General features: G+C 60.7%; 6 protein-coding genes, 1 tRNA gene and 1 pseudogene. 1 reads left to right on the top strand and 7 read right to left on the bottom strand.

Annotated elements, in window-relative coordinates:
- Positions 1 to 27: 27 nt before the first annotated feature.
- From IAE33_RS03045 to rpsU, 7 genes and pseudogenes are all read right to left on the bottom strand, one after another.
- A complete protein-coding gene (locus tag IAE33_RS03045; RefSeq protein WP_201162093.1) occupies positions 28 to 1,905 on the bottom strand; it encodes a hypothetical protein in 1,878 nt (625 codons plus the stop codon).
- 12 nt (positions 1,906 to 1,917) lie between these two features.
- Entirely contained in the window at positions 1,918 to 3,474 is a 1,557-nt protein-coding gene (locus tag IAE33_RS03040) for an OmpA family protein (RefSeq protein ID WP_201162092.1), read from the bottom strand.
- A 442-nt stretch (positions 3,475 to 3,916) separates the two neighbouring features.
- Positions 3,917 to 3,993 (bottom strand) — tRNA-Ile (locus tag IAE33_RS03035).
- Positions 3,994 to 4,010: 17 nt separating this feature from the next.
- A pseudogene (locus tag IAE33_RS03030) lies at positions 4,011 to 6,962 on the bottom strand (EAL domain-containing protein); the annotation flags it as partial.
- Between the two features lie 201 nt (positions 6,963 to 7,163).
- Positions 7,164 to 9,011 carry an RNA polymerase sigma factor RpoD gene (gene rpoD / locus IAE33_RS03025; RefSeq protein WP_201162090.1) on the bottom strand — a complete coding sequence of 616 codons (1,848 nt, stop codon included), beginning with the start codon at positions 9,009 to 9,011 and terminating at the stop codon, positions 7,164 to 7,166.
- 67 nt (positions 9,012 to 9,078) lie between these two features.
- Positions 9,079 to 11,043, bottom strand: a complete 1,965-nt coding sequence (gene dnaG, locus IAE33_RS03020) for a DNA primase (RefSeq protein ID WP_201162089.1) — start codon at positions 11,041 to 11,043, stop codon at positions 9,079 to 9,081.
- Between the two features lie 302 nt (positions 11,044 to 11,345).
- Positions 11,346 to 11,561: a 30S ribosomal protein S21 gene (gene rpsU / locus IAE33_RS03015; RefSeq protein WP_003255575.1), complete on the bottom strand. Its 216-nt coding sequence runs from the start codon at positions 11,559 to 11,561 to the stop codon at positions 11,346 to 11,348.
- 204 nt (positions 11,562 to 11,765) lie between these two features.
- Here rpsU and tsaD point away from each other — a divergent pair, with 204 nt between their 5' ends.
- The gene (gene tsaD, locus IAE33_RS03010) at positions 11,766 to 12,791 is read left to right on the top strand and encodes a tRNA (adenosine(37)-N6)-threonylcarbamoyltransferase complex transferase subunit TsaD (protein WP_201162088.1); all 1,026 of its coding nucleotides are present in this window, start codon (positions 11,766 to 11,768) and stop codon (positions 12,789 to 12,791) included.
- The last annotated feature ends 7 nt before the right edge of the window (positions 12,792 to 12,798 follow it).

Raw genomic sequence — 12,798 nt, 5'->3', positions numbered from 1 at the left:
GCAGTCACGCAGCTGCTCAGCACAGGCTCAGGCACGCTGGCCGCTCTGCTTGACCATCAGTTGCAGACGGCGAGCGCGCTTGATGGTTTCAAGATCAATGCCTTTGGTCGTTGCCACGAAAGGCAGGTCATCCTCGTGGAACTCAGTCAGGTCACCGAACTGGTGGGGGTCAAAGCCACCCGCCATGGGCGCTGGAGCATCGGGTACAACAGTAACTGCGTCCGCTGGAGCCGCTTCAATGACGCGTCCAGTCTGCATCACGGCCATTACCGGCGGAGCTTCGACGGGGACATTTACTTGAACGGCTACAGTGGGGGTCGCCATAGGCGCTGGCGCGGCAACAACGGGGGCCGATGGGGTGGGTACCACGAAGGTGTTCGCTACGCTTTTGAAGGTATTGCACAGCTGTATCAGAGAAGGCTCTTCGATCTGATTCATCCGCGGCAAGGCGAAACGAATGATTTCATCGATTCTTGCAACATCGTTGTTGGCAATTGCAGTGTTCAGGTCTGCAGTGGATTTCTTGATGTAGTTTTCCAATACCGCCCGGCTGTCTTTACCCAGTTGATCAGCAATGGCTTTCTGGTCAGCCCAGGCCTTGCCTGCATCCTGCTCTTCAATGAAGCGTGCGAATGTACGGGCAACATTGTCTTTGCGCAGCGCTTCGCGGTCCCCCCCTTTCACGCGAAAGTGTGCCAGCTGAAGCGCCTGGAGTTTGCCGAGGGCCGACTGGGCGTCATTGGCGATGCTGCGGGCTTTGGCTTGGTGATACCGCGCGAATTCACTGGCACTGGAGAACTTGTGCACCCGTTCCCACGCCTTGCGCGAGTAGGTACCGGCAAAGCCAAAGCTGTAGGCCAGGAAGGTCGAGGTGAACTGGATGAAGATGAACAGCGAACTCAGCACCCCGAACGTGACAAGGCTGGCGCGGTGGAGCGCATCAATCTGGTCCTGGGCTGATTTGCCAGCGGCCTCATTGGCGATGGACTGCATCTCGCTTGGCAGCGGGAAGTCATCCTGGCCGCTGGCAGGGAAGTCGTCGGCGCCTTGCGACACAGCCGGTGGGTTGGCGATCAGGTCGGCCTCTTGTGCATTGAGGGTTTCAGCACGTACCCAGAACGCAGCGACGGCCAGGATGACAATAAATACGGCATAGCCGACAACGATGCCGTAACGCTTGGCCGGCATGGCGCCATCCTGCGGTACCTTCACACGGTTCAGCATGCGCTGATATTCCGGGCGCTCGTCATCGATATGAGTGTTATCGATGGTGACGATGTCACGGGATACCATGTCGCCATCCGCGCCACCGTGACGCAGTTCCTCGTAGCTCATGATCTTGCTGACGATACTGTTGAGGTAGAGCTGACGGCCAGCGAACTCGGAGAGAAACACACCTATGATCGATATCACCAACCCGATGCCAAATGCACCGGCTACCGCCGTGTCGGGGGTTGCCAGCGTCAAGGCAAAGGGCGCAAGCGCGTAACCGAAAGCAGTGGCCTCGATCAGCATCAGTACGATGATGATCGCCCACATACCGAAACCTTTTTCTTTGCGGTTGTCTTCGCCGATCTTGCCCAGGTAGTTCTGGCAGTGCTTGAAATGGGCTTCAGACGGCTGGTGGTCGCGGTAGTAGGTTTCGTATTTCAGGTTCAGCTGGCTCTCCGACTCGTAGAAGCCAACCGCTTCCGGGTTTTTCGGGGTCGGTAGCTCCTTCGAACCCGGATTCTTGACCCAATGTGACAGGCGGCCGACCCAAGGGGCGTTGATACGCGCCTTCATCAGGGCGTAGCGCACCTCATACCAGTTGATGATGATCGGGATGGTCAAAAATATCAGCAGAACGATGGGCAGGACGATGTGCCAATAGCTGGCAAAAAACGTCTGAATGGTTTCAAGCATGGGTACTTCTCCTTAGCCGCGCTTCAGCGGTTGGAACTGCGCCACGTAGGCGTCACCCTGTTTCGGGTAGTAGATTTCGCCAGCGACGGCCTTGCCTGCACGTTTGTCGAACACGATGTCCATGCATGAAACCGGCGTGTTTTTTTGGTCGAGCGCGAAGACGCGGTACAGCACCTGGGTTTCACCTTCATAGGTGTTGGCGACCGACTTGACCGGGGCAGAGTTTGTCTTCTGGGCGGTACCGACGTTGGTGATGAACTGCATGACCGGGGCACCAGCCGCGGCACCGGTGTCGCGCAGCACGGCAACAGGACCTACTGCAGCCACGTGGCCATTGACCTTGCTTGCCCAGACACCGCCATTCAGGCCGGGCAGGAAGTCAGTGGTGGAGAACGCTTTCAGCCCAACACCAGTGGCCAGGTTCTTCACCTCGCCCTGCACCCGCGGCAGGTCCCCAACGCACGAGGTAACCGGAGCATTGGCGTATGCCGAACTGATCAAGGAAAAGGTCGAACGCTTCGGTTGTATGTTCGATGACAGCATGGAGGTGGTGGTGGTGACGGGTACGCCACCGAAGTCGATACCGCCTTGGCCCGCAAGCTGCACCACCACCTCTGCGCCAGGGCTGGTTGGCAGTACGGGGGCCTTGTCGTTGAGAACCGGGGTTTGCGGAAGAGTGGGCGTGCTCACCGGCTGCTTTGCAGTTGTGGCGACCTGGGTAGGCCTGGAATCAGCGCCACGCTTTGCCGCCGCCTTTTCAACCTTGACCTTGGGCGCGACGGCCGTGCCATGAGCCAGATACCTGGCACCCGACCGCTCCTCGCGCACGCGCTGCGCCAGCACCTGCTCGTTGTCGACTTCGACGATCTCTACCCGACGGTTTTTCGCTCTGCCGGCGAGGGAGGTGTTATCAGCCACAGGCCGTGCGGACCCTGCGCCCTGGAAGAAAATATCCTGCTGCGGGACGCCAATCGCGGCCATCATGTCGGCGACGGTTCGAGCCCGTTGCTCGGACAGTTTCTGGTTGAGTTCAGCACTGCCTGAAGAGTCGGTGTGGCCAACGACCAGGAGTTTCTTGGTCGGGGCACCGGGTCGGGCGGCTGTTCGATCACGCGCAAATTCCTGTGCCATTACGCTCAGTTTGCGGTAGCCCTGACTGGTCAATGTTGCCGAGCCCGACGGGAACATCTCGGTCGTTTCGATTTGGGCTTCCACACCGACAGACTTCTTGTCGCCGCTGGCAGAGACCATTTCGACTTCTCGCACTTCAGCCGTCACGCCCTGCTCGGCAGCTACAGCCCTTAGGCGATCGACGCGCTGCTTATAGGCATACAGCGCGCCGCAGCCCAAAGCGCCTCCCGCAACAGCGCCGGCGGCGATCTGGTTGCCGTTACCACCAGAGGCAGCGACCACACCCCCCACGACGAGCGAACCCAGCACAGCGCCGGCACCGCAGGCGAACTTGCCTGAGTTCTCTCCCAGGGTTTTGTCAATCGTCGCGCATCCACTGAGCCCCATGGCAATGGCCGTGGCGAGCGCTGTGTATTGCAGTGTCTTCGTGCTCAGCATTCCCTTTCAGTTCCCCGTGCCAAATCCTGGCGAATACCAGCGTGTAAGCTGAAGCTGGTTCAGCTTCGGCCGCAAATGTAAGTTGATATCGTCGTAAGGCGTTATCAAGAACTCGCGCTCTGGGGGCGGTAACCCAATCGACGCTGCGCCAGGGATAGCGGGCGGGCCGAGGTTGAGTGCATGCATCTTGGCATGAGGGAAGTGGAGAACGGCTCCATGTTCCGCGCTATGCGCCATCCAGGGCGGTGTGTGGCAATTAGTTACCTTAATGTTTCCCGATCAAGATGTGAACAGCTGCGATTCAGCTTTTGTTGCTGCTCGCATTCCATCTAGACGGGGAAGCCTTGCCGCACTGCCTGATGAGTACGCTCACCCGACAGGGCTTCAGCTGGGAAGGCCTCGCCAAAAACACGAAAGCCGCGTATATACGCGGCTTTTGGTTTGGTGGGCCCACACGGACTCGAACCGTGGACCAAAGGATTATGAGTCCTCTGCTCTAACCAACTGAGCTATAGGCCCTCAGTAGGAGGCCGGGATTATAACGAGGGTTGCGCACCAGTGCCATCTGAAAGATCCGATAGTGCTATGCGAAGGAATGTGGCGGCGAACTCGTCAGGCATCAGCGGCAGGCTGACGATGTAGCCCTGGATCTGCTCGCAGCCCTCGGCTGCCAGGAAACGTTGTTGGGCCTGGTTTTCCACGCCTTCGGCGATGATGGTGAGCTGCATGCTGCGGCCCAGGGCGATGATTGCGCGGGCGATGGCGGCGTCGTGGGGGTCGTCTGGCAGGCCGCGAATGAACGACTTGTCGATTTTCAGGATGTCCAGCGGCAGGCGCTTGAGGTAGCTGAGCGACGAATAGCCGGTGCCGAAGTCATCGATGGCCAGTTGCACGCCGAGCCTTTTCAGCTGGTGCAACACGGCCAGGGCCTCTTCGGCCTGGCTCATGATGAAGTTCTCGGTGATTTCCAGTTGCAGGTCGCCAGCCTTGAGCTGGTGCTGTTTGAGTAGCGCCTCGATGCGGCGCGCCAGGTGGGGTTGGCGCAACTGGGCGCCGGCCAGGTTGATGGACAGGGGGCCGAAAGGCTCGTAGCGTTGTTTCCAGGCCTGCATCTGCCGGCAGGCCTGCTCCAGTACCCAATCGCCGATTTGCAGGATGGTGCCGTTTTCTTCTGCCAGGTGGATGAAATGCTCCGGGGGCACTTCGCCAAAGGTCGGGTGGCTCCAGCGGATCAAGGCCTCTGCGCCGACCAGGGTCTGGGTTTGCAGGCTGAGTTTGGGCTGGAAGCACAGGCTCATCTCGTTGCGCTCGATGGCTCGCCGCAACTCATGCTCCAAGGCGATGCGTTCGCTGGCCTGGGCAGTAAGGTCGCAGGTGTAGGCTTCGACCCGGTTGCGACCTTTGGCCTTGGACCGGTACATGGCGGCGTCAGCGTTGCGGATCAGGGTGGCAACATCAGTGCCGTCCTGTGGATAAAGGCTGATACCGATGCTGGCACTGGTGAAAAACTCGTGCTCGCCAGCCTGGAATGGCGCACTAAAGCAGGCAAGCAGCTTGTTGGCGATGGAACTGGCGTCGCTGGGCTTGTGCAGGCCGGGCAGCAGGATGATGAACTCGTCGCCACCCAGGCGGGCGACGGTGTCTACGTCGCGCACCTGCTCCTTGAGGCGTTGGGCGATACCCTTGAGCAATAGGTCACCCACTGGGTGGCCGAGGCTGTCGTTGATGTGCTTGAAACGGTCGAGGTCGAGGAACAGCACTGCGCCCTGGCGGTTGGACACCTGCGCACAGGTGAGCACGGCTTGCAGGCGGTTCTCGAACAGGGCGCGGTTGGGCAGGCCGGTTAGCGGGTCGTGGTGCGCTTGATAGTCCAGCTTGGCCTGGGCGTGCTTGATACTGGAAATGTCGGCGAATACCGCAACGAAGTGGGTGATGTCCCGCTCTGTGTTGCGCACGGCGCTGATGGTGAGCCAGCTGGGGTAAAACTCACCGTTCTTGCGCTTGTTGTAGATTTCGCCTTGCCAGTGGCCCTCGGCGGTCAGCTGATGCCACAAGGCCGCGTAGAACGCACTGTCATGCTGACCGGACGCGAGCAGGCGAGGGGTCTGGCCCAGGGCCTCGATTTCACTGTAGCCAGTGATTTCACTGAAGGCGCGGTTGACCGCACTGATGCGCTGGTCAATGTCGGTGATCAGCACGCCCTCGGCGGTGTTCTCGAATACCGTGGCCGCCAGTTGCAGTTTTTCCTGCATCAGGTGGCGTTCGGTGATGTCGCGGGCGATGGTCAACATGCAGTCGGTGCCGGCAATCGGCAGCGGGCGTGCAGACAGCTCACACAGCCGGATCTGCCCGTCGCTGCGGCGTATGTGGCAGGTGAAGTCGCGCACGAACCCATCCTGGTTGAGCCGGGCAAGCAGGCGTTTGCGCTCGTTCAGGTCTACCCAGATGCCCAGGTCGAGCGAAGTCTGGTCAATGGTCGGGTTGAGTGCGTAACCGGTAAGCCGGCAGAAACCTTCGTTCACTTCCAGCAGCAGGCCATCGCTCTGGCGCGACAACAGCAGGCCGTCTGGGGAGGCGTGGAAGGCTTTGGCGAACTTCTCCTCAGAGGTTTGCAGCTGTTCCTGGGTTTCCTTGAGCTGGCTGATGTCTCGCACGGCCACCACCAGCGCGGGCGTACCGTCTAGCTCAAAGGTTTCAGCGGAGGTAAGGCCTGTGAACAACTGGCCATTGCTGCGGCGGAAGCTCATCTCCAGGTTGCGGATACCGCCCTGGTGCAGGCGGTCGAGTAGCAGTGGGCCTGTACCTGCCACGGCCCAGAGGTTGAGTTCGGTCGCCGTACGGCCTATCACTTCGCCTGGCGTAAGGCCAATCTGCTCTTCGAACGCTTCGTTCACTTCCAGCAGGCAGCCATCGCTGTGGCGTGCGATTAGCAGGATGTCCGGGCATTGTTGAAACACCGAGGCAAACTTCTGTTCGGACAAGCGCAGGGCATCTTCGGTGCGCTTGGTTTCGCTGATGTCGATCATCAGGCCGCGTATGACGGGCTGGTGGCCGTGTTTGATCATGCTGACGATATTGCGCACCCACAGCGGCTGGCCGTCGGCGCGTATAACCCGGTAGTCCAGGCTGTGGTCTCGCCCAGCCGCCGTCTCGCTGTCGCAATAGGCTTGGGCCCAGAGAGCGTCGTCGGCGTGCAGAATGCTGCGCCAGAAACCGGGCTTGAGCCAGTCACTCAGTGGGTAGCCGAGCAGGTTTTCGGCGTGGGGGGACACATAACTGAAGGTGAAGTCGTTGGCGTCCGCCTCCCAGGCAATAGCCGACAGGCTTTCGACCAGGCCGCGGTAGTGGTACTCGCTGCTGCGCAGCTCCTGTTCCAGGGCAATACGGCGGGAAATTTCCGAGCTGAGGCGCCGATTGATACGCATGACAACGGCCAGCACCATCATCAGCAACAGTACCGTGGGTAAGCCGTACAGCACCAGGTTGGCCGGCATCAGGGGCATAGCGGCCTCGCATTCAGAAGTTCTGAAACGAGTGTAGACGGCCAATGCCGCGAGCGTAGGCTTGGGAAGGGGAGTTTTTTTAAGGGTTACAGGGCCTTGCGCGCGCCGATGCGCTGGTGGCCTTTTGCTTTGCCGCAGACGCAATTGGGGCCGCAAAAGCGGCCCCAATACGTTAACGCTACGCCGTCACTCGTCGAGGAAGGAGCGCAGGTGCTCGCTGCGGGTGGGGTGGCGAAGCTTGCGCAGCGCCTTCGCTTCGATCTGACGGATCCGCTCACGGGTCACGTCAAACTGCTTGCCCACCTCTTCGAGGGTGTGGTCGGTGTTCATGTCGATACCGAAGCGCATGCGCAGCACCTTGGCTTCGCGTGCGGTCAGGCCCGAGAGCACGTCACGGGTGGCTTCCTTGAGGCTTTCGACCGTGGCAACGTCGATCGGGGACTGCATGGTCGAGTCCTCGATGAAGTCACCCAGGTGCGAATCTTCATCGTCACCGATCGGGGTTTCCATGGAGATCGGCTCTTTGGCGATCTTCAATACCTTGCGGATCTTGTCCTCAGGCATTTCCATGCGCTCGCCCAGCTCTTCCGGGGTCGGTTCGCGACCCATTTCCTGCAGCATCTGCCGGGAAATACGGTTGAGCTTGTTGATCGTCTCGATCATGTGCACCGGAATACGAATGGTGCGCGCCTGGTCGGCGATGGAGCGGGTAATCGCCTGACGAATCCACCAGGTGGCGTAGGTGGAGAACTTGTAGCCACGACGGTATTCGAACTTGTCCACCGCCTTCATCAAGCCGATGTTGCCCTCCTGGATCAGGTCCAGGAACTGCAGGCCACGGTTGGTGTACTTCTTGGCGATGGAGATCACCAGACGCAGGTTCGCCTCGACCATTTCTTTCTTGGCGCGGCGAGCCTTGGCTTCGCCGATGGACATGCGACGGTTGATTTCCTTGATCTCGGCAACGGTCAGGCCGCTTTCGTTTTCAAGGTCGATCAGCTTCTGCTGGCAGGCGACGATGGCCGCGTCCTTTTCACCCAGGGCGGCAGCCCATTTGGTGTTGCGCTTGGCAAGGTCACCGCTCCAGGTCTGGTCGGTTTCGTTGCTTGGGAACATGCGCAGGAAGTCGGCACGAGGCATGCGGGCATCACGCACGCACAGCTGCATGATGGCGCGTTCCTGCTGACGCAGGCGGCTCAGGGCATCGCGAACACGCTCGACCAGCACTTCGAACTGCTTGGGGACCAGCTTGATCGGCATGAACAGATCGGCCAGTGCCTGCAGGGCTGCGACGCTTTCCTTGTGGCCACGACCATGCTTCTTGACCACCTTGTTGGTGACCTGAAGCTGGTCGGAGACGGCCCCAAAGCGCTGACGCGCGACTTCCGGGTCTGGACCGCTCTCGGTCTCTTCCTCGTCGTCGCTGTCGGACTCTTCTTCTTCGTCTTCCGATTCTTCCTTGGTCGCGGCAGCCTTGGCGCCTGGAACAGGGACTTCTTCGGTAGGCGCGGCGATATTGTCGTCAGGGTCGATGTAACCGCTGAGAACGTCCGACAGGCGGCCACCTTCGGTGGTCACGCGGTCGTATTCGCCGAGGATATGGTCGACAGTACCCGGGAAGTGAGCGATGGCGCCCATGACTTCACGGATGCCTTCCTCGATACGCTTGGCGATTTCGATTTCGCCTTCACGGGTCAGCAGCTCGACGGTACCCATTTCACGCATGTACATGCGCACCGGGTCGGTCGTGCGGCCAATATCGGTCTCAACTGCCGCCAACGCAGCAGCGGCTTCTTCGGCCGCGGCTTCGTCGGTGTCGGCTTCCGCCAACAGAAGGGCATCCGCATCCGGAGCACTCTCGAATACGTTGATCCCCATGTCGTTGATCATGCGGATGATGTCTTCCACCTGCTCCGGATCTGAAATATCCTCGGGCAGGTGGTCGTTGACCTCCGCGTAAGTCAGGTAGCCCTGCTCACGACCGCGGGTGATCAACTCTTTGATACGAGACTGCTGTTGCGCTTTTCCGGACATAACACCCTATCCACTGAAGGTCTTGGCGGGCAAAAAACAAGCCGAGGATTATACCCGAGCATGGGCCTCACGCGCCAGATGAGGTCGGCGTTTGTGCGGGAACATTACGGCTCAGCAGGGCGAGAAGCTGGGTTTTTTCCTCGCTGGTCAATTCGCTTTGACGTGATTTCCTGAGCAGTTGTTCCAGGCTGCGCTCGCGTTGGCGGGCGGACAAGCTAGTAATGGTGTCGAAAAACTGTTGTTCAAGGCTGTCGGCCACGATCAGCCATTCCTTTTCTGCCAGCGCCCGTAGCAGGCGGCCTTGTTCGGTGCCGTGCCAGCGTGCGATCAACTGCATTGAGCTTAGCCCAGGATTTTTCTGTGCGGCTTCGATCAATGCCACCAGCAACTGGCTGTACAGGTGTTCTTCATCGGCAAAATGGCTGGCGTCCTCAACTTTGCCTGCCAGCAGCGGGTGGTGCAGCAGTGTGCGCAGGGCGGCCAGTGTGGGCGGCTCTACCGGCGCCGGTACGCGCGGCGGCGCCTCGTCGCGTTGCCAAGGCTTGCCACCTTTGCGGTTCTTGTCCCAGGGCTTCTTGCCTCCGCTTTTTTTCGGCGTCCACGCCTGCTCTTGGTGGGCGCCAGCGTAGTCCGGTTGCGGCATGTCGCCGTAATCGGCGGTATAGCTGACCATGGCATCGTAATCGTAGCCGGGGTCGTAGTCCGGTGCGCTGCTGGGGGGCGGTGCCTGCTGGGCCAGTTGCTCGACCTGCTGCAGGTCCAGCCCGGTGATCTCCCTGAGGCGGTTGCGCATCAGTTGGCGCAGGTTGGCACCCGGGATTTTTTCGATCAACGGTGCAGCCAGCGTCGCCATGTGCGCTTTGCCCTCGAGCGAGCGCGGGTCTGCTTCCAGGCTCAATTGCTCGAAGAAATAGTCGGCCAGCGGCTGGGCGTGCTGGTTGATACGCGCCTTGAACGCATCTGTGCCTTCTGCCCGCACCAGGCTGTCTGGGTCCTCGCCCTCGGGCAGAAACAGGAAGCGCGCACGGCGCCCATCCTGCAGGTTCGACAAGGTCGATTCGAGGGCGCGCCAGGCCGCTTTACGCCCGGCCTGGTCGCCGTCGAAACAGAACAGCACGCTGGGCACCACCCTGAACAGGCGCTTGAGGTGTTCTTCGCTGGTGGCGGTGCCAAGCGTAGCCACGGCATTGCGCAGGCCTTGCTGGGCCAGGGCGATGACGTCCATGTAGCCCTCCACCACGATGATCTCGTCGAGGTTGCGGTTGTGCTTGCGTGCTTCATACAGCCCGTACAGCTCCTGGCCCTTGTGGAACACAGGCGTTTCCGGGGAGTTCAGGTATTTGGGCTTGTCGTCGCCCAGCACCCGGCCACCGAAGGCGATGATGCGGCCGCGGCTGTCGCGAATGGGGAACATTACCCGGTCGCGGAAACGGTCGTAACGCTTGCCGCTTTCAGCGTTCTCGATCAGCAGCCCGGCATCGATCATGACCTTTTGCTGCAGGGTGTCGGCGCCCAGGTGCTTGAGCAGGTTGTCCCAGCCCGGTGGCGCGAAACCCAGGCCAAAGTCGCGGGCCACTTCGCCGGACAGGCCGCGGCCCTTGAGGTAGTCCACAGCTGCCTTGCGGGTAGGGTGGCTGCGCAGTGCCTGGCGGTAGAACTCCGAGGCGGCGTCCAGCAGCGGGTACAACGGCGAATCGGTTGGCTGGCGTGGTTTGTGGTCACGCCGGCCTTGCTCGCGGGGTACTTCCATGCCTGCGGCGCGAGCGAGCTCTTCCACGGCCTGGGGAAAATCCAGGTTGTCGTGGTCCATGACGAAGCCAAGGGCGTTGCCACCGGCACCACAGCCGAAGCAGTAGTAGAACTGCTTGTCGGGGCTGACCGTGAAGGACGGGGTTTTTTCCTTGTGGAACGGGCAGCAGGCCGAGTAGTTCTTGCCGGTCTTTTTCAGTTGCACGCGTGAACTCACCACATCGACGATGTCGAGGCGGTTGATCAGGTCGTCAATGAAGCTTTGGGGAATCAGCCCGGCCATGGCAGTCTCGTCAATCTGGCAGCTGGCAAGTCTAATCGCTCACACGCCGAATGTGGCGAGTGCGGCTTGGAGTAATGCGAGGGAAGGTGTGCTCGTCGCCGGCCCTAGGGACCCGTCAGTCGGACGTGCACGTCTGGTCTACAACAAAGATGACCAGCTCTGACGTTAAAGGCAGGTTGCCCGCAGCACGGTGAGTGAAGCGTGTGCAGGGGCCTTGAGCGAGTTGCTCAAGTGTAAAACGACCACTGCCATCGCCCGGCGGTTAGCCGGGCAGGGCAGAAGCTTTGCGTTGAACGCCTGTATTAGTACAGACGAACGGCGCGGCGCTGTTCGCGCTGAACTTTCTTGGCGTGACGCTTGACAGCAGCTGCTGCCTTGCGCTTGCGTTCTGCAGTCGGCTTTTCGTAAAACTCGCGGCTACGAACTTCAGCCAGTACACCGGCTTTTTCGCAGGAGCGCTTGAAACGACGCAGAGCTACGTCGAAGGGTTCGTTCTCTTTAACTTTGACGGCTGGCATCCAGGGCTACCTTAATTCATTACCGGGGTAGACGCGCTCCTGGCAAAACAAAGGTGTGCTGGAGAACGTCGGTTTTCAAGGGTTGCGGATGTTAACCCTTAGCACGCCGGAATGCAAAGCCTCTGATCGAAAACCGCTGGTCGGCATCCAACACGGGGACTATCATGCGCGGCTTCGAATTCAGCCCCCACAAGGGACGAGCCCATGCTAGTACTGGGATTGGAAACATCCTGCGACGAGACTGGCGTCGCATTATACGACAGCGAACGCGGCCTGCTGGCCGATGCGCTGTTCAGCCAGATCGACCTGCACCGTGTGTTTGGCGGCGTTGTTCCGGAGCTTGCTTCGCGCGACCACGTCAAGCGCATGCTGCCGCTGATCCGCCAGGTACTGGGCGATGCAGGCCGCGTGGCCACCGATATCGACGCCATCTCCTACACCGCTGGCCCTGGCCTGGTGGGTGCGCTGCTGGTCGGTGCGTCGTGTGCTCAGGCGCTGGCGTTTGCGTGGGGTGTGCCGGCCATCGGCGTGCACCACATGGAAGGCCACCTGCTGGCACCCATGCTGGAGGCGAGCCCGCCTGAGTTTCCGTTCGTCGCCTTGCTGGTGTCCGGCGGCCACACCCAGTTGGTGCGTGTCGATGGCATCGGCCAGTATCAGTTGCTGGGCGAGAGCCTTGACGATGCGGCGGGCGAGGCGTTCGACAAGACGGCCAAGCTGATTGGCCTGAACTACCCCGGTGGCCCGGAAATCGCTCGCCTTGCCGAGCGCGGCACGCCTGGGCGCTTTGTATTCCCGCGGCCAATGACGGACCGCCCAGGCCTGGAGTTCAGCTTCAGCGGCTTGAAGACCTTCGCCCTGAACACCTGGCAGCAGTGCCGCAATGCGGGGGACGACAACGAGCAAACCCGTTGCGACGTGTCCCTGGCGTTCCAGCGGGCGGTGGTGGAGACGCTGACCATCAAGTGCAAGCGGGCACTCAAGCAAACCGGCCTCAAGCGCCTGGTCATTGCCGGTGGTGTGAGCGCCAACAAGGCCCTGCGTACCTCGCTCGAGGACATGCTCGCCAGCATCAAAGGCAACGTCTATTACGCGCGTCCGCAATTCTGTACCGACAATGGCGCGATGATCGCGTATGCGGGTTGCCAGCGGCTTCTGGCCGGTCAACAGCAGGACCTGGCAATCAGCGTGCAGGCCCGCTGGCCCATGGAGCAGTTGCCCCCGCTGTAAGGCTTGG

The organism is Pseudomonas sp. S60, assembly GCF_016647865.1.
Lineage (GTDB): Bacteria > Pseudomonadota > Gammaproteobacteria > Pseudomonadales > Pseudomonadaceae > Aquipseudomonas > Aquipseudomonas parafulva.
Note: the sequence above shows the minus strand (reverse complement) of the source record. Positions and strands in the feature narration are given on the sequence as shown.